The 19,639-nt window shown below is 61.5% G+C and carries 20 protein-coding genes; 10 read left to right on the top strand and 10 right to left on the bottom strand.

Annotated elements, in window-relative coordinates; all coding sequences use genetic code 11:
- Positions 1-44: 44 nt before the first annotated feature.
- Both aroE and hemF read right to left on the bottom strand, forming a co-directional pair.
- Positions 45-866, bottom strand: a complete 822-nt coding sequence (aroE, locus tag ACTJKS_RS04690) for a shikimate dehydrogenase (RefSeq protein WP_108181242.1) — start codon at positions 864-866, stop codon at positions 45-47.
- A gap of 9 nt (positions 867-875) precedes the next feature.
- A complete protein-coding gene (gene hemF, locus ACTJKS_RS04685) occupies positions 876-1,790 on the bottom strand; it encodes an oxygen-dependent coproporphyrinogen oxidase (protein WP_108181241.1) in 915 nt (304 codons plus the stop codon).
- A gap of 163 nt (positions 1,791-1,953) precedes the next feature.
- Between hemF and ACTJKS_RS04680 the strand changes: the two genes are divergently transcribed.
- A complete protein-coding gene (locus tag ACTJKS_RS04680; protein WP_108181240.1) occupies positions 1,954-2,931 on the top strand; it encodes an NADPH:quinone reductase in 978 nt (325 codons plus the stop codon).
- 65 nt (positions 2,932-2,996) lie between these two features.
- On the opposite strand, the gene ACTJKS_RS04675 is transcribed toward ACTJKS_RS04680, so the two are convergent.
- The 4 genes from ACTJKS_RS04675 to ACTJKS_RS04660 all read right to left on the bottom strand — a co-directional run bounded on the left by ACTJKS_RS04675 (position 2,997) and on the right by ACTJKS_RS04660 (position 6,730).
- Complete coding sequence (locus ACTJKS_RS04675; protein ID WP_108181239.1) at positions 2,997-3,671, bottom strand: hypothetical protein; 675 nt, start codon at positions 3,669-3,671, stop codon at positions 2,997-2,999.
- A gap of 240 nt (positions 3,672-3,911) precedes the next feature.
- Positions 3,912-4,469, bottom strand: coding sequence for an L-threonylcarbamoyladenylate synthase (locus ACTJKS_RS04670; RefSeq protein ID WP_007962683.1), 558 nt, complete (start codon positions 4,467-4,469; stop codon positions 3,912-3,914).
- A 55-nt stretch (positions 4,470-4,524) separates the two neighbouring features.
- Entirely contained in the window at positions 4,525-5,625 is a 1,101-nt protein-coding gene (dprA, locus tag ACTJKS_RS04665; RefSeq protein ID WP_108181238.1) for a DNA-processing protein DprA, read from the bottom strand.
- A gap of 79 nt (positions 5,626-5,704) precedes the next feature.
- Positions 5,705-6,730, bottom strand: coding sequence for a LysM peptidoglycan-binding domain-containing protein (locus ACTJKS_RS04660; RefSeq protein WP_041073622.1), 1,026 nt, complete (start codon positions 6,728-6,730; stop codon positions 5,705-5,707).
- Between the two features lie 159 nt (positions 6,731-6,889).
- On the opposite strand from ACTJKS_RS04660, the gene def reads away from it, so the two are divergent.
- From def to ACTJKS_RS04635, 5 genes are all read left to right on the top strand, one after another.
- Positions 6,890-7,396, top strand: coding sequence for a peptide deformylase (gene def, locus ACTJKS_RS04655; protein ID WP_027610272.1), 507 nt, complete (start codon positions 6,890-6,892; stop codon positions 7,394-7,396).
- A 57-nt stretch (positions 7,397-7,453) separates the two neighbouring features.
- Positions 7,454-8,413, top strand: a complete 960-nt coding sequence (gene fmt, locus ACTJKS_RS04650; protein WP_108181237.1) for a methionyl-tRNA formyltransferase — start codon at positions 7,454-7,456, stop codon at positions 8,411-8,413.
- Positions 8,410-9,720 carry a 16S rRNA (cytosine(967)-C(5))-methyltransferase RsmB gene (gene rsmB, locus ACTJKS_RS04645; RefSeq protein WP_108181236.1) on the top strand — a complete coding sequence of 437 codons (1,311 nt, stop codon included), beginning with the start codon at positions 8,410-8,412 and terminating at the stop codon, positions 9,718-9,720. The genes fmt and rsmB overlap by 4 nt, the downstream gene beginning before the upstream one ends.
- Before the next feature lie 22 nt (positions 9,721-9,742).
- Positions 9,743-11,119, top strand: coding sequence for a Trk system potassium transporter TrkA (trkA, locus tag ACTJKS_RS04640; RefSeq protein ID WP_003220233.1), 1,377 nt, complete (start codon positions 9,743-9,745; stop codon positions 11,117-11,119).
- A 167-nt stretch (positions 11,120-11,286) separates the two neighbouring features.
- A complete protein-coding gene (locus tag ACTJKS_RS04635; RefSeq protein WP_007960748.1) occupies positions 11,287-11,601 on the top strand; it encodes a tetratricopeptide repeat protein in 315 nt (104 codons plus the stop codon).
- A 1-nt stretch (position 11,602) separates the two neighbouring features.
- On the opposite strand, the gene ACTJKS_RS04630 is transcribed toward ACTJKS_RS04635, so the two are convergent.
- From ACTJKS_RS04630 to ACTJKS_RS04620, 3 genes are all read right to left on the bottom strand, one after another.
- Positions 11,603-11,842: a PilZ domain-containing protein gene (locus ACTJKS_RS04630; protein WP_041073615.1), complete on the bottom strand. Its 240-nt coding sequence runs from the start codon at positions 11,840-11,842 to the stop codon at positions 11,603-11,605.
- Between the two features lie 110 nt (positions 11,843-11,952).
- Complete coding sequence (locus ACTJKS_RS04625) at positions 11,953-12,840, bottom strand: lysophospholipid acyltransferase (RefSeq protein ID WP_041073613.1); 888 nt, start codon at positions 12,838-12,840, stop codon at positions 11,953-11,955.
- Positions 12,841-12,880: 40 nt separating this feature from the next.
- Entirely contained in the window at positions 12,881-13,438 is a 558-nt protein-coding gene (locus ACTJKS_RS04620) for a DNA-3-methyladenine glycosylase I (protein WP_108181235.1), read from the bottom strand.
- A gap of 81 nt (positions 13,439-13,519) precedes the next feature.
- On the opposite strand from ACTJKS_RS04620, the gene glyQ reads away from it, so the two are divergent.
- The 4 genes from glyQ (at position 13,520) to ACTJKS_RS04600 (ending at position 17,930) form a co-directional block, all read left to right on the top strand.
- On the top strand, positions 13,520-14,473 hold the full coding sequence (glyQ, locus tag ACTJKS_RS04615) for a glycine--tRNA ligase subunit alpha (RefSeq protein WP_003187265.1): 954 nt from the start codon (positions 13,520-13,522) through the stop codon (positions 14,471-14,473).
- The gene (gene glyS, locus ACTJKS_RS04610) at positions 14,470-16,524 is read left to right on the top strand and encodes a glycine--tRNA ligase subunit beta (protein WP_108181234.1); all 2,055 of its coding nucleotides are present in this window, start codon (positions 14,470-14,472) and stop codon (positions 16,522-16,524) included. The genes glyQ and glyS overlap by 4 nt, the downstream gene beginning before the upstream one ends.
- Positions 16,525-16,528: 4 nt before the next feature.
- Positions 16,529-17,068, top strand: coding sequence for a D-glycero-beta-D-manno-heptose 1,7-bisphosphate 7-phosphatase (gene gmhB, locus ACTJKS_RS04605; protein WP_177325594.1), 540 nt, complete (start codon positions 16,529-16,531; stop codon positions 17,066-17,068).
- Positions 17,069-17,150: 82 nt separating this feature from the next.
- Positions 17,151-17,930, top strand: coding sequence for a lysophospholipid acyltransferase family protein (locus ACTJKS_RS04600; RefSeq protein ID WP_108181233.1), 780 nt, complete (start codon positions 17,151-17,153; stop codon positions 17,928-17,930).
- A 166-nt stretch (positions 17,931-18,096) separates the two neighbouring features.
- Here ACTJKS_RS04600 and ACTJKS_RS04595 read toward each other — a convergent pair whose 3' ends face one another.
- Positions 18,097-19,629, bottom strand: coding sequence for a sensor histidine kinase (locus ACTJKS_RS04595; RefSeq protein ID WP_108181232.1), 1,533 nt, complete (start codon positions 19,627-19,629; stop codon positions 18,097-18,099).
- Positions 19,630-19,639 lie beyond the last annotated feature (10 nt).

Raw genomic sequence — 19,639 nt, 5'->3', positions numbered from 1 at the left:
TTCGCACCCGAGCGGGAGCAAGCGCCCTCGCCACAAAGGCTCTGTTATTGCGCCAACTGGCGGCGCAGCTCGGCCAATACCGGCGCTGTATCCGGACGCACCCCGCGCCACAGGAAAAACGCCTCGGCTGCCTGCTCGGCCAGCATCCCCAGACCATCCATCGACACCGCCGCGCCATGCTCGCTGGCCCAACGGCAGAACGCGGTCGGTTCCTTGCCGTACATCATGTCGTAGCACAGGGTCTGGCCCGGCTCGATCAGACTCGCGGCAATCGGCGGCACGTCACCGGTGAGGCTGGCGGAGGTGGCGTTGATGATCACGTCCACCGGCTCCCGCAACCAGTCGAAACCGCTGGCCGATACCGGCCCCAGATCACAGAACAACTCCGCCAGCAGCTCGGCTTTGTCCACCGTACGATTGGCGATAATCACCGACGCCGGTTTTTCCGCCAGCAACGGCTCCAGAGCGCCGCGCACCGCGCCGCCAGCGCCGAGCAGCAGAATGCGCTTGCCGGTCAGGCTGAACCCGGCATTCACCGTCAGGTCACGGACCAGACCGGCGCCGTCGGTGTTGTCGCCCAGCAGCGAACCGTCGGCCAGTTTGCTCAAGGTGTTCACCGCACCAGCGCGTTGTGCACGGGCGGTCAGGCTGTTCGCCAGACGATAGGCCTCTTCCTTGAACGGCACGGTGACGTTGGCGCCACGACCTTCCTGGAAGAACGCCGTGACGCAGGCACTGAAGCCGTCCAGCGGCGCCAGCAGGGTGTTGTAGTCCAGGCGCTGCCCGGTCTGTTCGGCGAACAGTTTGTGAATCATCGGCGACTTGCTGTGGCCGATCGGGTTACCGAAAACGACGTAACGATCCATCAACAGTCCTCAGGCCTGGGCCAGCCAGTCGCGGTCTTGCAGGAAGTAGTCGGTCAGGCGCGCTTCCTCGCTACCGGGCTCGGCCTTGAAGTCATAGGCCCAGCGCACTTGCGGCGGCAGCGACATGAGAATCGACTCGGTACGCCCGCCCGATTGCAGGCCGAACAGCGTGCCACGGTCGTACACCAGGTTGAACTCGACGTAACGGCCACGGCGGAATTCCTGGAATTCACGCTGTTTGGCGCTGAACGCCTCGTGCTTGCGGCGCTGCACGATCGGCAGGTAAGCGTCGATGTAGGCATCACCGATGGCGCGCATGAAGGCGAAACTGGTGTCGAAGTCCCACTCGTTCAGGTCATCGAAAAACAGGCCGCCGATGCCCCGCGGTTCGTGGCGATGCTTGATGTGGAAGTAGGTGTCGCACCACGCCTTGTAACGCGGATAGACGTCCGCCCCGAACGGCGCGCAGGCTTGCTCGGCGACGCGGTGCCAGTGGATGCAGTCTTCTTCGTTGCCATAATACGGGGTCAGGTCGAAGCCGCCGCCGAACCACCAGACGGGTTCTTCACCTTCCTTCTCGGCGATGAAAAAGCGCACGTTAGCGTGGGACGTTGGCACATGTGGATTGTGCGGGTGGATCACCAGCGATACGCCGAGGGCTTCGAAACCGCGACCGGCCAGTTCCGGACGATGGGCGCTGGCCGACGGCGGCAGACCGCTGCCGAACACGTGGGAAAAGTTGACACCACCCTTTTCGATCACCGCACCGTTCTCGATCACGCGGGTACGACCGCCACCACCGGCAGGCCGGGTCCAGGCGTCTTCGACGAAGCGCGTGCCGCCGTCCTCGGTTTCCAGCGCGGCGCAGATGCGGTCTTGCAGGTCGAGCAGATAGGCCTTTACGGCGTCGGTGCGGGTCGTCATGGCTTCACCTTGAATCGGGCATAACTACGCGCACACCCCGCAGGCAGGGGGCGGCGCAAATGGGCGCGTAGCATAACACCGCAGGCAAGCGTGCCGCAGTTGACGAAGATCAAGCAGGGGAGTTGGATAGGGGGCTTACAAACGACCCAAGGAGAGCAGGCAGATGGCAAAGCGTATCCAGTTCCGTGCCCATGGCGGTCCCGAAGTGCTCGAGTATGTTGACTACCAGCCCGCCGCGCCCGGCCCGAATCAGGTGCGGGTGGCCAACAAGGCGATCGGCCTGAACTTCATCGACACCTATTACCGCAGCGGTCTGTATGCCCCGCCAGCCTTGCCGTCCGGCCTGGGCGCGGAAGGTGCCGGCATCGTCGATGCGGTGGGCAGCGACGTCACCCGGTTCAAGGTCGGCGACCGCGTCGCCTACGGCAGCGGCCCGTTGGGTGCCTACAGCGATTTGCACACCCTGCCCGAAGCCAATCTGGTGAAGCTGCCGGACGAGATCAGCTTCGAGACCGCTGCCGGGGTCATGCTCAAGGGCCTGACCGTACAGTATCTGCTGCGCCAGACCTATGAACTCAAGGGCGGCGAAACCATTCTGTTCCACGCTGCTGCCGGGGGTGTCGGTTCGCTGGCCTGTCAATGGGCCAAGGCGCTGGGCGTGAAACTGATCGGTACGGTCAGTTCGAAGGAAAAAGCCGAACTGGCCAAGGCCAACGGCGCCTGGGCGACCATCGATTACAGCCACGAAAACGTGGCAGAGCGGGTGCTGGAGCTGACCGATGGCCAGAAAGTCCCGGTGGTGTACGACGGCGTCGGCAAGGACACCTGGCTGACCTCGCTCGATAGCGTCTCGCCGCGCGGACTGGTGGTGAGTTTCGGCAACGCCTCCGGTGCAGTGGACGGGGTCAATCTGGGGATTCTCGCGGCCAAGGGTTCGCTGTACGTGACCCGGCCAACCCTGGCGACCTACGCCAACAACGCCGAGAACCTGCAGCGCATGGCCGACGAGCTGTTCGAGATGATCATCAGCGGCAAGCTCAAGGTCGACATCAGCCAGCGCTATTCACTGGCTGATGCAGCGAAGGCGCAGACCGAACTGGCGGCGCGACGCACCACCGGCTCGACCATCCTGCTGCCCTGATCCACCTTCGGCGGCTTGCCAGTCAGGGTTGCAACTTCCTGGCTGGCAACACCGTTCGAACGCGTTCAACACCTCGGCAGATGACACTCCAGCGGTTTCTGCACCAAATGGCCAACCGTCGCGTGATCCGGCGGTTGAACCGCCGCGAGGATTTGCCGCCATTCGGCTGACACCACCCAGTAATCGCCGCGTGCGCGCTGTTCGATGTGCAGCGCGTTGGAGGCGATCGGCATCAGCCCGAAACGCTGGTAAAAGCGCAGCTGTTGCGATCTGCACAACGCGGTCACGCCCTTATAGCCGCGTTTGATGGCCCATTCGGTAGCGGCTGCCAACAGACCATTGACCGCGATGGGTAGCTGATTGGGTGTGTAGGAGATCAAGCGGCTGAATTCGACATGGCGCGACAGCGCCGCCGTGGGAGAAACGTGTTGCTGCGCCAGCGATACCCATTCGAACGGTGCCGGAGTCGCCCTCAGTACCGCCAGCAGTTGATCGTGGCGATACAGCAGAAAGTGAGTACTGCGCGACTTTATCGCCAGTCTGGTTTCGAGCATCCGCGCCCGTGAAGTCAGCATGTAATGCTGCAGCCGAAGCCGAAATTGTCGATCGATAAACCGGTCGAACTCCTGAGTATCCGCCCCCGCCTCAAGCATCACGATGCGACACCCGTCATGGTGACTCTTCAACGTCACCTGAAGCGCCCGCAGGTAATCCGTGAGTTGCAAATTCGTAGTGTCCATTCTTTCTCCGCAGACCTTAACTTATCGAAGTGTTTCAAGTGCAGGGAAAGGATGGTTGCTTTTGGCAATTCCGCCACGCCAGAAAGTCTGATAATCAAGTGGGAAATATCAATGAATACGGACACTTGGAGACTTTTCCGACATGGAAAACAGCGTCATTGCAGGATAAATCGCAGGCACGCGTAGTCTTCCTCGCCATCCAGGCGAGGAAGACTCACGGTAAAGGTTTTCAACGCAGGATCAGTCGGGACGAATGACCTTGCCGGTTGCCAGATCGCGGATCACGCTGGGGTTCTTGCGCCCACCCAGTTGGCCGCCGAGGATCAGATCGATCTGCCCACGGAAATACTGCTCGACGCGCAACCGCGTGCGCGCCGCCGGCCGCCCCTGCGGGTTGGCCGAAGTCGAGATCAACGGCCCGACCATCGAGCACAGATCCCGCACCTGCGGATGATCGCTGACCCGCAAAGCCACGGTGTCGTGCACGCCCGTCACCCATTCCGGCAACAGGTTCTGATGCGGCACCAGCCAGGTGTTCGGCCCCGGCCAGGTGCTGGCCATGCGGTCGATCCATTCTTGCGGGAAATCTTCGAACAGGAAGTCGAACTGACGGATATTGTCGGCGACCAGGATCAGGCCCTTGTCCACCGAACGGTTCTTGATCGCCAGCAGTCGATCCACCGCCTCTTCATTCCACGGGTCGCAACCCAGCCCCCAGACGGCTTCGGTTGGATAGGCAATCACCGCCCCGGCGCGAATCTCTCGTGCGGCTTGTTGCACACGCCAACTGTTGACCATGAAAAAACTCTCCGCAAACAGGTTTTGCGCAGTTTACCGATCTTCCCTGTAAAACCTAGCGTGTCCTGGCCAGCCAGCGACCGTTTTCACACACCGCACGGCCGTCCATTTCCAGTTCGGTCAGCGCCGCCAGCACTTTGGGCAACGCCCAGCCACAGCTGTCGGCCAAAGCCTCAGTGGTGTGCGGCGCTGCATGCAGCAAGGCAAGTAACGGGTGTCCGGCCTCCGGCATCTCTGTGGATAAAGGCAGCCGCTGCCAGCCGCGCAGGGCTTCGAGGATGTGTTCGATGGTTTCCACCAGCACCGCACCGTCGCGGATCAACTGGTGACAACCACGCGCGCCGGGGTGGTGAATCGAGCCAGGAATCGCATAGACCTCGCGACCCTGTTCCGCCGCCAGTCGCGCGGTGATCAGCGAACCGCTGGCGACACTGGCCTCGACCACCAGCACGCCCAGGGACAGACCGCTGATGATCCGGTTGCGTCGGGGAAAATTGCTCGCCGTCGGGCCGGCGTCCAGGGGAAACTCTGAAAGCACCGCACTGCCGGAGGCGATCATTGCATCGGCAATGCGTCGATTGCGCTGTGGATAAATTTTTTCCAGTCCCGTGCCAAGCACGCCGACGGTTTGTCCGCCGACGTCCAGCGCCGCTTGATGGGCCGCCGCATCGATACCCAACGCCAAACCACTGGTGATGACAAAACCGGCCCCGGCCAGGCTACGGGAAAACGCTGCGGCGGTGTCCATTCCCGGACGTGAAGCACGTCGACTGCCAACCATCGCCAGTTGCGGTTTTTCCAAAATCAGCGGATCGCCGGCCACAAACAACAGCGGTGGCGGGTCGGGAATCTGCGCCAGCAGCGCCGGGTAATCTGCTTGATCCCACATCAGCACATGCTGCTGCGGCTGCTCTAGCCAGCGCAATGCATGGCTCGCGCCATCGCGCACTTCGCAACTGCGCCGAGCGTCACTGCACGCCGCCGGCAAACCCAGCGCACGCCAGGCACTGCCTGGCGCACTGATGGCTTTTGACGCCGAGCCGAAGGCTTCAAGCAGCTTGGCAAAACGTTTCGGGCCGATTTCCGGCAAGCGGTGCAGGCGCAAACGCGCTTCCAGTTCCGCAGGGGAAATGGAGGTACTGGCAGACAGCATCATGGATCATCCTTGATCGTTATAAGTCCCGAACCATTCGGAACAAGCTGTGGATAACTCTGTTGGTAACTTGTTAAGCCTGCTAAGGATTTCGCACCTTGTCGAGCACCGCCAACGAGCGTGATGCGTTGAGTACGAGGCCGTAACTGAGCTTGTCGTAGGTGCGGAACACCATCAGCAGACCGGCCCGTTCGTCAGGAATTTTCAGCGGCTGGCCGGTGATCCGGTCACGCACGGTTTCCCCGGTTTTCATCACCACCAGCACATTGCCTTCGGCGAGGCCGTCGCGCCTGCCCTTGTTCAGGGTGACCACGTCCATTACGCCGATCTGCGTGACACCACGCGGCACGTCGATGATCAGTCCATTGATGTGGGTGCTCGGGGCGCTGGGCATGAAGGTCGAATTGACCGAGCGCTCTTCGCCGCTGAACAGGCGGTCGCCCAGACGCACCTCCTGAGTGGTGCGTTGCAGGGCGAGGGTGGCGACGTCGCCTTCGGTGGCGACGATTTCACCGCCACCGATATCGTCGGCGTTGATCCCCAGGAACTCCTTGGTCTGCGGGTCGGTATAGACCTTGCCCTGGCGGAAGATGCCGTACACCGGTTGATTCGGGTCGAAATGCCCGCGAGCGAAGATTCGGTCACCGGTGCCGCTCAACACGCGCTCGGCATCGCCGGCGACGATGTACGGCGCCTTGTCGAAGTCCTCGACCTTGTCGACGATGCGGTTGCTCAGCAGAAAGCTGTTGATCGATTTCAGCGGAATGCTCGGAATCGCCTCGGCCACCGGGCTGGTGCGGATGCGTGGCGACAGCTTGATGGTGCCCCGTGACTCGCCGCGCTTGAGCGTCAGTTGCGGCTGGCCGTTGACGTAACTGAGCGTCAGCGTGTCGCCGGGGTAGATCAGGTTGGGGTTTTCAATTTGCGGATTGGCCCGCCACAGCTGTGGCCATTGCCAGGGCTCGCGCAGGTATTTGCCGGAAATGTCCCAGAGGGTGTCTCCCGAAACCACCGTGTATTGCTGTGGAAAACCATCCCTGAGTTGCACTTGCCCTTGCGCTGCCGCGGCCGAAGCCAGAAGCAGCAGGGCGAGTAGTGTTTTCCTCATGCAGCGAATCCCTTTATCATGTGCGTTCGCGTGAACCGTCAGAGCCCCCGTGGCTCGCTACTGCAAATTGCATTAGCTACGCTTCACAACGGTAGCCTGCATCTTCGGACCTGCCAGGCCATCGACCCGACTTTACTCAATACGTGCAGCAATCAGCCTATGGCCATTTTAAACATCCTCGAATTCCCGGACCCGCGTCTGCGTACTATCGCCAAGCCTGTGGCTGTAGTGGACGACGAAGTGCGTCAGTTGGTCGATGACATGTTTGAAACAATGTATGAAGCGCCGGGCATCGGCCTCGCCGCGACCCAGGTCAACGTGCACAAACGTATCGTCGTGATGGACCTTTCCGAAGACCGCACCGAACCCCGGGTGTTCATCAACCCCGAGTTCGAATCGCTGACCGACGAGATGGATCAATACCAGGAAGGCTGCCTGTCGGTGCCGGGTTTCTACGAAAACGTCGACCGCCCGCAGAAGGTCAAAATCAAGGCACTGGACCGCGATGGCCAGCCTTACGAACTGATCGCCGAAGGCCTGCTCGCGGTGTGCATCCAGCACGAGTGCGACCACCTCAATGGCAAGTTGTTCGTCGATTACCTGTCCACGCTCAAACGCGACCGGATCAAGAAGAAACTGGAAAAGCTGCACCGCCAGAACGCTTGATGCCCCTCTTCAAAGGCTTGCTGCGGCAAGCCTTTTTCTTTTTATGAGACTCCTTTCATGACTGAGCCACTGCGCATCGTTTTTGCCGGCACCCCGGAATTCGCCGCCGAACATCTCAAGGCCCTGCTGAACAGCCCTTACGAGATCGTTGCGGTCTACACCCAACCGGATCGTCCGGCCGGTCGTGGGCAAAAACTGATGCCGAGCCCGGTTAAGCAGTTGGCGCAGGAAAATAATATCCAGGTGTTGCAGCCGCCGACCCTGCGCAACGCTGAGGCTCAGGCTGAACTCGCCGCACTGAAGCCGGACTTGATGGTGGTGGTCGCCTACGGCCTGATCCTGCCGCAAGCCGTGCTGGATATTCCGCGCTTGGGCTGCATCAACAGCCACGCTTCGCTGCTGCCACGCTGGCGCGGTGCGGCGCCGATCCAGCGCGCCGTGGAACACGGTGATGCCGAAAGCGGCGTGACCGTGATGCGCATGGAAGCGGGCCTCGACACCGGACCGATGCTGCTCAAGGTCGTGACCCCGATCAGCGCCAACGACACCGGCGGCACGCTGCACGACCGCCTCGCCGAAATGGGTCCGCCCGCCGTGGTCCAGGCAATTGCCGGTCTGGCCGCCGGAACCCTCGAAGGCGAAGTGCAGAACGACGAGCTCGCCACCTACGCCCACAAACTGAACAAAGACGAAGCGCGCCTCGACTGGAGCCGTCCGGCGGTCGAACTGGAGCGTCTGGTGCGTGCTTTCAACCCATGGCCGATCACCCACAGCACCCTCAATGGCGAAGCGCTGAAGGTATTGGCCGCCACGCTGGCTGACGGCAATGGCGCACCGGGTGAAATCCTCAGCGCCAGCAAGGACGGCCTGATCGTCGCCTGCGGTGAGCAGGCACTGTGCCTGACCCGCCTGCAACTGCCCGGCGGCAAGGCGCTGAACTTCGCCGATCTGTTCAACAGCCGCCGCGAGAAATTTGCCGTCGGCACTGTGTTGGGTGCAGCGGTGGACGCGCAATGAACCCGCGTCTGGCCGCCGCCAAGGCACTCGCCGCCGTGCTCAGTGGCAAGGCATCGCTGAACAGCTCCCTGCCGACGCAACTGGATAAGGTCGAAGACCGTGATCGCGGTTTCACCCAGGATCTGGCGTTCGGCACCGCGCGCTGGCAGCCACGGCTGTCGGCACTGGCGGAAAAACTTTTGCAGAAACCGTTCAAGGCTGCCGACGCCGATGTCGAGGCGTTGCTGCTGGTCGGTCTCTATCAACTGCTCTACACCCGCGTGCCGCCGCACGCGGCCATCGGCGAAACCGTCGGTTGCGCCGACAAGCTGAAAAAGCCGTGGGCCAAGGGGTTGCTCAATGCCGTGCTGCGCAACGCCCAGCGCGAAAGCGAGACGATTTTCGCCGAGCTTGAGCGCGATCCGGTGGTGCGCACCGCCCACCCGCGCTGGCTGCAAAAATCCCTGAAAGCCTTCTGGCCTGAGCAGTGGGAAGCGATCTGCGCGGCGAATAACGCGCATCCACCGATGATCCTGCGGGTCAACCGCCGGCATCACAGCCGCGACGCCTACCTCGGCTTGCTGACTGAAGCGGGTATCGTTGCGGCGCCATGCGTTTACAGCCGCGACGGCATCGTCCTCGAAGCCGCCACCGACGTGCGCAGCCTGCCGGGTTTTGCCGAAGGCTGGATCAGCGTGCAGGACGAAGCGGCGCAATTGGCCGCCGATCTGCTCGATCTCGCCCCCGGCCAGCGCGTACTCGACGCTTGCTGCGCTCCGGGTGGCAAGACCTGCCACATCCTCGAAGCCGAATCGGCGCTGGCCGGCGTGGTGGCCGTGGATCTGGAAGCCAAGCGTCTGGTGCGCGTAAAGGAGAACCTTGAGCGGCTGGGCCTGAGCGCCGAGCTGATTGCCGCCGACGGTCGCGACACCGCCGCGTGGTGGGACGGCAAACCGTTCCAGCGCATCCTGCTCGACGCGCCATGCTCGGCCACCGGGGTGATCCGCCGCCACCCGGACATCAAGCTGACCCGTCAGCCGGAAGACATCGTTGCCCTCGCGCAGCTGCAAGGCGAGCTGCTCGACGCCCTGTGGAAAACCCTCGAAGTCGGCGGCATGCTGCTCTACGCCACTTGCTCGACCTTGCCAACCGAGAACACCGACGTCATCGCCGCGTTTCTCGAGCGCACGCCGGGTGCCCGCGAACTGGATCTGGCGACCACCGCCGGGATCAAACAGCCCCACGGTCGCCAATTGCTGGCCCAGCAGGGCGGGCATGACGGGTTCTACTACGCCAAGCTGATCAAGATCGCTGCCGCGCGCGGCTAAACGGATTCAACGGAGTGACTGGATGAAAATCATCATCCTCGGCGCGGGGCAGGTCGGCGGTTCGCTGGCCGAACACCTGGCGAGCGAAGCCAACGACATCACCGTGGTCGATACCGACGGCGAACGCCTGCGCGACCTCGGCGACCGTCTCGACATCCGCACCATTCAGGGCCGCGGCTCGCTGCCGTCGGTATTGCGTCAGGCCGGCGCCGACGATGCCGATATGCTCGTGGCGGTGACCAACAGCGACGAAACCAACATGGTCGCCTGCCAGGTCGCGCACACGCTGTTCCACACCCCGACCAAGATCGCCCGGGTGCGCGAAGCGTCCTACCTCAATCGCGAAGAACAGCTGTTCCAGAATGAAGCGATTCCGGTCGACGTGCTGATCAGCCCCGAGCAAGTGGTGACCAACTACATCAAGCGCCTGATCCAGCATCCGGGCGCGCTGCAAGTGATCGATTTCGCCGAAGGCCAGGCGCAACTGGTGGCGGTGCGCGCCTATTACGGCGGACCGCTGGTGGGCCAGCAACTGCGCCAGTTGCGCGAGCACATGCCGAATGTCGAGACGCGTGTCGCGGCTATTTTCCGCCGTGACCGACCGATCCTGCCTCAGGGCGATACGGTGATCGAGGCCGATGACGAAGTTTTCTTCATCGCCGCCCGTGAGAATATTCGCGCGGTGATGAGCGAAATGCGCCGTCTCGACGAAACCTACAAGCGCATCGTGATTGCCGGTGGCGGGCAGATCGGCGAGCGTCTGGCCGAGGCCATCGAAAGCCGCTACCAAGTGAAGATCATCGAGATGAACCCGGCACGCTGCCGCTATCTCTCCGACACCCTCGACAGCACCGTGGTGCTGCAGGGCAGTGCGTCGGACCGTGATCTGCTGCTGGAGGAGAACATTGCAGACGCCGACATCTTCCTGGCGCTGACCAACGATGACGAAGCCAACATCATGTCGTCGCTGCTGGCCAAACGGCTGGGGGCGAAGAAGGTGATGACGATCATCAACAACCCGGCGTACGTCGACCTGATTCAGGGGGGCGACATCGACATCGCCATCAGTCCGCAACTGGCGACCATCGGCACTTTGCTCGCTCACGTACGGCGTGGCGATATCGTCAGCGTGCACTCACTGCGTCGGGGTGCGGCGGAAGCCATCGAGGCGATTGCCCACGGCGATGCGAAGTCGAGCAAGGTCATCGGCCGGCCGATCGAGAAAATCGGCCTGCCGCCGGGCAGCACAATCGGTGCGATCATCCGCAACGAAGAAGTGATCATCGCCCACGACGATACGGTGATCGAAACGGGTGACCATGTGATTCTGTTCCTTGTGGATAAAAAGCATATCCGCGATGTGGAGAAGCTGTTTCATGTGGGTCTGAGCTTCTTCTGATCCTGAATGAGCGGTGCCTTCATTGGCCCCATCGCTGGCAAGCCAGCTCCCACGGGTTTTTCGGTTGTTCACAAATGTGATGTGCACCCGAGATCCTTGTGGGAGCTGGCTTGCCAGCGATGGCGGCACCGCAGATCTTTCTGAAGCACTAGAAAAGGACTCCACCCATGCTCGAATCCCTGGAAAAAATGCTCGCCAAGGGTGTGGATAACTCATTGCTGCGCTTCGGCCTGGGCAAGGGTTATCTGGATCTGGGGGAGAACGCCAAGGCTGCCGAACATTTTCAGCGCTGCGTCGGCTTCGATCCGAAGTACTCGGCGGCGTGGAAGCTATTGGGCAAGGCTCAGCTCGCACTGGGCGAGCACGCCGCCGCGCGGCAGGCGTGGGAGCAAGGTCTGGAAGCCGCCCGCGCCCATGGCGACAAGCAGGCGGAGAAGGAAATGACCGTGTTTCTGAAGAAGCTCGACCGCCAGGCGCAATAAGCTAGAGATAGCGCAGGCCGATGCCCTCGGCATCCACCGTGACCACTTCCATTCGCACCCGTGGCGCGCCGGTGGGTAAACCCTGCACCTGACCATAAACCACCGCGCCTTTGGGCAACGAAGCCAGGCCTGGATGCTGGACATACACGCCGGTGGCCGACAGATTGCGCGTCTGCCCCAGGCACTCACCGAAGCTGTCGTGGGTGATCTTGATGCGGAAGGATTTGCGTTGTTCGGACATCTTTATGCGCCCTTGTATGAACGAGGCTGTGGATAAGCCGCAGAAGCTGGATCAAAAGATCGCAGCCTGCGGCAGCTCCTGCAGGTTATCCACAGAGTGTGCCAACTTGCTCAGTACCAGCGCGCTTCGCCCGGCGGGCGTTTCTTGAAGCGCTTCATGCTCCACATGTACTGGCTCGGATACGCCGCGACATAGCGCTCGACCACTTTGCTCATGGCCGCACAGGACTCCTCGGTATCGGTGCTGTACATGGCTTCGGGCGCCGCCTCGAGGATCACTTTGTAGCCGGAACCGTCCGGCAGACGCAGGGCATGCAGGAACACGCCGACCGCTTTGCCGCCGGCGAGCATGTTCGGCACGAATTTGCTGGTCAGCGCCTGGGTGGCGAAGAACGGCACGAAAATCCCGGCGGACTCGGCCGGTTCCGGGTCAGCCGGAATGCCCACTGCACCACCTTTGCGCACTTCCTTGATCACGCTGAGGATGCCTTCCTTGGTGGAAGCAGCGACTTTGTTGCCCAGTTGCACGCGTTGCTTGCGCAGCAATTCATCCACCGCCTTGAGCTTTGGCGGGCGGTAGAAAATGATCGGTTTGCACTGGCTGCAATAGAAGTGGTTGAGCACTTCCCAGTTGCCCAGATGGCTGGTGATGCCGACCACGCCTTTGCCCGAGGCCAGCGCCTCCTTGAGGATGTCGAGGCCCTCAACTTCGCGCACCAGATCGATCGAACGCTGAGCCGGCCAGATCCAGGCGCAGGCGCTTTCGGTCAGGGATTTGCCGATGTCTTTCAGGCTCTGGCCGACCAGGCGCTCGCGCTCGGCCGGGTCCATCTGTGGAAAACATTTGGAAAGGTTGATCCGCACCACGTCGCGGGAACGGTTGGGGGTTTTCCACATGATCCAGCCGATCGCCGAACCCACGGCCTGCACGGCCCGCCATGGCAGCAGGGCAAACAGCCGCAGAGCGCCTACCAGCAAGGCGCCTTTAAACTTTTCCACAGGTCACTCCTGATTTTGTGCTGTGCGCGAGGCGGCCATTCTAACCGCCGTTGACCAGCTGCGCGTAGCGGTCACAGTCCTGAGTGTGATCCATGACCATGCCCGAAGCCTGCATCAGTGCGTAGCAAATGGTTGGGCCAACGAAGGTGAAGCCGGCCTTTTTCAGGGCCTTGCTCATGGCCAGCGCTTCGGGCGTGATCGCCGGGACTTCGCTGCGATCCTTGAAATGATTGATGATCGGGCGGTCGCCGACAAACGACCAGAGAAAGGCCACCGGGTCTTCCAGCGCCAGCCAGGCCTGGGCATTGCGCCGGGCGGCATTGAGTTTGAGGCGGTTGCGGATGATCCCCGGATCGAGCATCAATTCAGCGATTTCGGCGTCGCTCATCTGCGCCACACGCTGCACGTCGAAGCCGTACAACACCTCGCGGTAGCGCTCGCGTTTGCGCAGTACGGTGATCCACGACAGGCCAGCCTGGAACCCTTCGAGCAAAAGCAACTCGAACAAACCCTGCGCATCGCGTAGCGGCGTGCCCCACTCCTGATCGTGATAAGCCATGTACAGTGGATCTTCGGTACACCAAAAGCAGCGTGGCATAAGGCTCCAGGGGGTGGAGGTGCGACTGAATCGGGTATACTCCCGCTCTTTAAATCGCAGCCCAAGAAACAGGTGAATTTCGTGAGCCAGCCTACGCCAGCCGTGCGTACCTTCCAAGACTTGATCCTCGCGCTCCAGCAATACTGGGCCGAGCAAGGTTGTGTGGTACTTCAGCCCTACGATATGGAAGTAGGCGCCGGCACTTTCCACACCGCGACCTTCCTGCGCGCCATCGGCCCGGAAACCTGGAACGCCGCGTACGTGCAGCCAAGCCGCCGTCCGACTGACGGCCGCTACGGGGAAAACCCGAACCGTCTGCAGCACTACTATCAGTTCCAGGTGGTCCTGAAGCCGAACCCGGACAATTTCCAGGAACTGTACCTGGGCTCGCTCAAGCATGTCGGCCTGGACCCGCTGGTCCACGACATTCGCTTCGTCGAAGACAACTGGGAATCGCCGACCCTCGGCGCCTGGGGTCTGGGCTGGGAAGTCTGGCTCAACGGCATGGAAGTGACTCAGTTCACTTACTTCCAGCAGGCTGGCGGCATCGAGTGCTACCCGGTGACCGGCGAGATCACTTACGGTCTGGAACGTCTGGCCATGTACCTGCAGGGCGTGGATTCGGTCTACGACCTGGTCTGGGCTGACGGTCCGTTCGGCAAAGTGACCTACGGCGACGTGTTCCACCAGAACGAAGTGGAGCAGTCCACCTACAACTTCGAACACGCCAACGTCGACAAACTGTTCGAACTGTTCGACTTCTATGAAAGCGAAGCCAAGCGCCTGATCGAACTCGACCAGCCGCTGCCGTTGCCAAGCTACGAAATGGTCCTGAAGGCCTCGCACACCTTCAACCTGCTGGATGCGCGCCGGGCGATCTCGGTGACCGCGCGTCAGCAATATATTCTGCGCGTTCGCACCCTGGCGCGTTCCGTTGCGCAAGCCTACCTGCTGGCGCGCGCCAAGCTGGGCTTCCCGATGGCGACCCCGGACCTGCGTGACGAAGTACTGGCCAAGCTGGAGGCTGCACAATGAGTGCTCAAGATTTTCTGGTTGAACTGGGCACCGAAGAACTGCCGCCAAAAGCCCTGAACACCCTGGCTGAAGCGTTCCTCGCCGGTATCGACAAGGGCCTGCAAGCTGCCGGCCTGAGCTACGAAAGCAAAACCGTCTACGCCGCGCCGCGTCGCCTGGCCGTGCTGATCACGGCACTGGCCACCCAGCAGCCGGATCGCAGCATCAACCTCGACGGCCCGCCACGTCAGGCCGCTTTCGACGCTGAAGGCAACCCGACTCAGGCCGCCCTGGGCTTCGCCAAGAAGTGCGGCGTCGAGCTGAGCGAAATCGACCAGAGCGGTCCGAAACTGCGCTACAGCCAGAACATCGCCGGCAAGCCGACCGCGAGCCTGCTGCCGACCATCGTCGAAGATTCGCTGAACGACCTGCCGATCCCGAAACGCATGCGTTGGGGAGCGCGCAAGGAAGAGTTCGTGCGTCCGACCCAGTGGCTGGTGATGCTGCTCGGTGACCAGGTCATCGACTGCACCATCCTTGCGCAGAAAGCGGGCCGCGACTCCCGTGGTCACCGTTTCCACCATCCACAAAACGTGCGCATCGGTTCGCCGTCGAGCTACCTGGCCGACCTGCGTGCTGCTTATGTATTGGCCGACGCCAACGAGCGTCGCGAGATCATCAGCAAGCGTACCGAAGAACTGGCGACCCGTCAGGAAGGCACGGCAATCGTGCCGCCGGCGCTGCTCGACGAAGTGACCGCGCTGGTTGAATGGCCGGTGCCGCTGGTGTGCTCGTTCGAGGAACGTTTCCTCGACGTGCCGCAGGAAGCACTGATCACCACCATGCAGGACAACCAGAAGTACTTCTGCCTGCTGGATGCCGAGGGCAAGTTGCTGCCGCGTTTCATCACCGTGGCGAACATCGAATCCAAAGACCCGCAGCAGATCATCGCCGGTAACGAGAAAGTGGTGCGCCCACGTCTGACCGACGCCGAGTTCTTCTTCAAGCAAGACAAGAAGCAGAAACTCGAAGATTTCAACCTGCGCCTGCAGAACGTGGTGTTCCAGGAAAAACTCGGCAGCGTCTACGACAAGGCCGAGCGCGTTTCGAAACTGGCGGCATACATTGCCGCGCGCATCGGCGGCAACGCTTCGTGGGCGGCCCGTGCCGGCCTGCTGTCGAAGTGCGACCTGGCCACCGAAATGGTCGGCGAGTTCCCGGAGATGCAAGGTGTCGCCGGTTACTACTACGCGCTCAATGACGGCGAGCCGGAAGACGTCGCACTGGCGCTGAACGAGCAGTACATGCCACGCGGTGCCGGTGCTGAACTGCCGGCGACCCTGACCGGTGCGGCAGTGGCCATCGCCGACAAGCTAGACACCCTGGTCGGCATCTTCGGCATCGGCATGTTGCCGACCGGCAGCAAAGACCCGTATGCCCTGCGCCGTGCGGCGCTGGGTGTGCTGCGCATCCTGATCGAGAAACAACTGGATCTGGACTTGAACGACGCCGTGGCCTTCGCCGTGACTGCGTTCGGCGCCAAGGTCAAGGCTGCCGGCCTGGCCGATTCGGTGCTGGAGTTCATCTTCGACCGTCTGCGGGCGCGTTATGAAGACGAAGGCGTCGATGTCGCCACTTACCTGTCGGTCCGTGCCCTGAAGCCAGGTTCGGCGCTGGACTTCGACCAGCGTGTGCAAGCGGTTCAGGCCTTCCGCAAACTGCCGGAAGCGGCAGCGCTGGCGGCGGTCAACAAGCGTGTATCGAACCTGTTGAGCAAGGTTGAAGGCTCGGTGCCGACCGTGGTCGAGGCCAAATACTTCGACAACGCCAACGAGTTCTCGCTGTATTCGGCGATCCAGCAAGCGGATCAGGCAGTGCAGCCAATGGCCGCAGCGCGTCAGTACAACGAATCGCTGGCGCGTCTGGCGGCATTGCGCGAGCCGGTGGATGCGTTCTTCGATGCCGTCATGGTCAATGCCGAAGACGCCAAGGTCCGGGCCAACCGCTACGCGCTGCTGGCGCGTCTGCGTGGCCTGTTCCTCGGGGTTGCCGACATTTCGCTGCTGGGTTGAGGGACTGCTGTTGAAACTGCTGATTCTCGATCGGGACGGAGTGATCAATTACGACTCCGACGCTTACATCAAGTCGGTGGAGGAGTGGATTCCACTGCCCGGCTCGATCGAGGCGATTGCGCAGTTGAGCAAGGCCGGCTGGACGGTGGCGGTGGCCACCAACCAGTCGGGCATTGCTCGCGGCTATTACGACCTTGCCACCCTCGACGCCATGCACGCGCGCCTGCGCACGCTCGTGGCAGAGCAGGGCGGTGAAGTCGGGCTGATCGTGTACTGCCCGCATGGTCCGGACGAGGGTTGCGATTGCCGCAAGCCGAAGCCGGGGATGTTGCAAACCATCGCGGCGCATTACAACGTGGCGCTGACGAATGTCTGGTTCGTCGGCGACAGCCTTGGTGACCTGGAGGCCGCCAAAGCCGTCGATTCACAGCCCGTTTTGGTAAAGACCGGGAAAGGCGAAAAAACTCTGGGCAAGACCCTTCCGGTCGGCACCCTGATTTTTGACGATCTGGCGGCGATTGCCGCAGAACTTATCCACAACTAGAGTGCTTCTGAAGTTCCTGACCAGGGATTGATCGGGAGTGCGCTTGAACAGTCGGGCATCGCCCGTAACGGTAAACGTCGCCATGTCGATACTGCAGGCCATCAGAATTTTTCTCTTTTACCTGCTGCTGGGCACCACTGCCTTGCTGTGGTGCAGCCTGAGCTTTTTTATCGCGCCCTTTCTGCCGTTCAAGGCGCGTTATCGTTTTATCAACGTGTACTGGTGCCGTTGCGCCTTGTGGTTGACCAAGGTGTTTCTCGGCATTCGTTACGAGATCAAAGGTGCGGAAAACGTGCCGGATCGGCCCTGCGTGATTCAGTCGAACCACCAGAGCACCTGGGAGACGTTCTTTCTCTCCGCTTATTTCTCGCCCTTGAGCCAGGTGCTCAAGCGTGAATTGCTGTACGTGCCGTTCTTCGGCTGGGCCATGGCCATGCTGCGGCCGATCGCGATTGACCGCGACAACCCGAAAGCCGCACTCAAGCAAGTCGCAGCCAAAGGCGATGAGCTGCTCAAGGACAACGTCTGGGTATTGATCTTTCCGGAAGGCACCCGCGTTCCCCACGGCACTATTGGCAAGTTCTCGCGCAGTGGCAGCGCCTTGGCGGTGAATGCGGCGCTTCCGGTCCTGCCGATTGCACACAATGCCGGCAAGTTCTGGCCAAAAATCGGCTGGGGCAAGACGCCGGGTGTGATCACCGTGGTCATCGGTCAGCCGATGTACGCCGAAGGCACTGGACCTCGCGCCATTGCCGATCTGAACGACCGGGTACAGGCCTGGAATGAACAGACTCAGCGCGAAATGGGTTCGCTGCCACCGGCGCCGCAGGCACCTGCCGCGAATGATCAGGTAGCTGTCTGAAATTTGTGGATAACCTGTGTACGGTTTTGTAGAAAAAGCCTGAATATGAAATTAACTTATTGATTTACTTATATATTTCTCAAGCTCATAAAACACCATAAAAGGTGCATAAGTTTTTTTCGGAAGTAAAGAAACCGGCTGATATAGCCGGTTTTTTTGTGCCTGTTCACTCGGCCATCAACGGTAGCTGCAGCCGGAACGTAGTGCCTTGATCGACGATGCTATGGCACTCGATGCGACCGCCATGATGATCAATCACTGCCTTGACCATCGACAGCCCCAGACCGATACCATCAATTCCCTGCGCCGATGAAAATCGTCGGTATTGAGTGAACAGATCCGGCAGTTCCTCGGCGGCAATGCCTTTGCCCTGATCAGTCAATTCACAGCACAGCCACTCGCCTTGGCAACTGACGCTCAACTGAATCGTGGCGCCTGGCGGGCTGTACTTGATGGCGTTTTCCAACAGGTTGAACAAGGCCCGGGTCAACAGGCCTTGATCCGCGCTGATCAGGCGTTCCTGGGATTGCTCATCCATCGCGTGCAACAGTTTGATGCTTTTCTGCTGAGCAATGGGCAGCGCCTGATCCAGCACGTCCAGCACCAGCATCGCGAACAGACTGGGTTGAAACTGGTAAGCCTCGGATTCCGCACGGGCCAGCAACACGAAACCATCGGTCAATTCCAACGCGCGGCGTACCTGGCGCTCGATCTGTTCGAACAGCGGTGAGTCCGCTCCGGCTTGATGGCGATGCACATCGAGCAGGGCCAAAATCGCTGAATGTGGGGCGCGCAGGTCGTGGGAAAGAAACCGCAACAAGACCCCACGCTGCTCTTCGGCGGCGCGTTCGGCACTCAGGTCGGTGAGGCTCAGCAGCCAGCCGATGGGGGTATCGCCATCCACCGGCAGCAAAGCCGCCCGTTCCAGACGCAAGCTGCGTTCCTTGTGATCGCGAAACTCCAGCAGCGCCAGGGTGGAAAGCGCCGGACGCGGTTCTGTGGACAACTCCGGATAACCGAGGCGGGCCAGTTGCTCGAGGACGTCGTCGCCAACCAGCGGGTGATCAAACAATACCCGCGCCTTGCGATTGCCGAGCAGAATCTGCCCCTTGGGATCGCTGATCAGCGTCGCCACCGGCAGGTACTCCAGACCGTCGGCAATGAAGCGCCGGGTATCGCGCGTGCGGCTCATGGCTTGCTCCAGCGCCATGATCTGGCCCTGCAGCTGGTCAGCGCTGGTGAATTGCGCGCGGCGCCGTTCCGGGAATACTTTCGGCTCGCGGTCCAGCCGTGCCAGCTCCCAGCCAAAGTACGTCAGCACCACGCTCAGGCGCCGCCAGTTCCAGACCAGGTAGCCGAACAATATGCCGAGCGCTGCCGGCGTCGGTGACCACCAGTGACGAACTTCCGCTAGTGCGGCGCTGGTGAGCAACACACCCGCCACCCCACCCAGCGTTACCCAGATCGCCCAGCGCGGACGCCACGGCAGCAAACCGAGGACAACCGCCACCCATCCCGCCGAAAGCAACGCGCTCCAAACCGGTGACGCATCGTGCAGATTAATCTGCGCGCGATACGACAACAGGGCAGTCAGCGGCAACAGCACTAGACTTATCCACAACCACTCACGCACCAATCGCCGAAACAGGCGCTGAACCTGACTCGGCTCGCGGCTTTCACGCCGACGCGGGCTAATCATGACAAACAGG

It is taken from the genome of Pseudomonas sp. 22189 (assembly GCF_052045635.1).
GTDB lineage: Bacteria > Pseudomonadota > Gammaproteobacteria > Pseudomonadales > Pseudomonadaceae > Aquipseudomonas > Aquipseudomonas parakoreensis.
This window is presented reverse-complemented; position numbering and strand designations above follow the sequence as displayed.

Bases quoted from the DNA above. Each gene is read 5' to 3' on its own strand.
- dprA (WP_108181238.1), bottom strand. From the start codon at position 5,625: ATGATGCTGTCTGCCAGTACCTCCATTTCCCCTGCGGAACTGGAAGCG.
- fmt (WP_108181237.1), top strand. From the start codon at position 7,454: ATGACTGAGCCACTGCGCATCGTTTTTGCCGGCACCCCGGAATTCGCC.
- trkA (WP_003220233.1), top strand. From the start codon at position 9,743: ATGAAAATCATCATCCTCGGCGCGGGGCAGGTCGGCGGTTCGCTGGCC.
- rsmB (WP_108181236.1), top strand. From the start codon at position 8,410: ATGAACCCGCGTCTGGCCGCCGCCAAGGCACTCGCCGCCGTGCTCAGT.
- ACTJKS_RS04620 (WP_108181235.1), bottom strand. From the start codon at position 13,438: ATGCCACGCTGCTTTTGGTGTACCGAAGATCCACTGTACATGGCTTAT.
- ACTJKS_RS04670 (WP_007962683.1), bottom strand. From the start codon at position 4,469: ATGGTCAACAGTTGGCGTGTGCAACAAGCCGCACGAGAGATTCGCGCC.
- aroE (WP_108181242.1), bottom strand. From the start codon at position 866: ATGGATCGTTACGTCGTTTTCGGTAACCCGATCGGCCACAGCAAGTCG.
- ACTJKS_RS04680 (WP_108181240.1), top strand. From the start codon at position 1,954: ATGGCAAAGCGTATCCAGTTCCGTGCCCATGGCGGTCCCGAAGTGCTC.
- ACTJKS_RS04635 (WP_007960748.1), top strand. From the start codon at position 11,287: ATGCTCGAATCCCTGGAAAAAATGCTCGCCAAGGGTGTGGATAACTCA.
- def (WP_027610272.1), top strand. From the start codon at position 6,890: ATGGCCATTTTAAACATCCTCGAATTCCCGGACCCGCGTCTGCGTACT.
- hemF (WP_108181241.1), bottom strand. From the start codon at position 1,790: ATGACGACCCGCACCGACGCCGTAAAGGCCTATCTGCTCGACCTGCAA.
- ACTJKS_RS04660 (WP_041073622.1), bottom strand. From the start codon at position 6,730: ATGAGGAAAACACTACTCGCCCTGCTGCTTCTGGCTTCGGCCGCGGCA.
- ACTJKS_RS04600 (WP_108181233.1), top strand. From the start codon at position 17,151: ATGTCGATACTGCAGGCCATCAGAATTTTTCTCTTTTACCTGCTGCTG.
- ACTJKS_RS04595 (WP_108181232.1), bottom strand. From the start codon at position 19,629: ATGATTAGCCCGCGTCGGCGTGAAAGCCGCGAGCCGAGTCAGGTTCAG.
- glyS (WP_108181234.1), top strand. From the start codon at position 14,470: ATGAGTGCTCAAGATTTTCTGGTTGAACTGGGCACCGAAGAACTGCCG.
- ACTJKS_RS04630 (WP_041073615.1), bottom strand. From the start codon at position 11,842: ATGTCCGAACAACGCAAATCCTTCCGCATCAAGATCACCCACGACAGC.
- ACTJKS_RS04675 (WP_108181239.1), bottom strand. From the start codon at position 3,671: ATGGACACTACGAATTTGCAACTCACGGATTACCTGCGGGCGCTTCAG.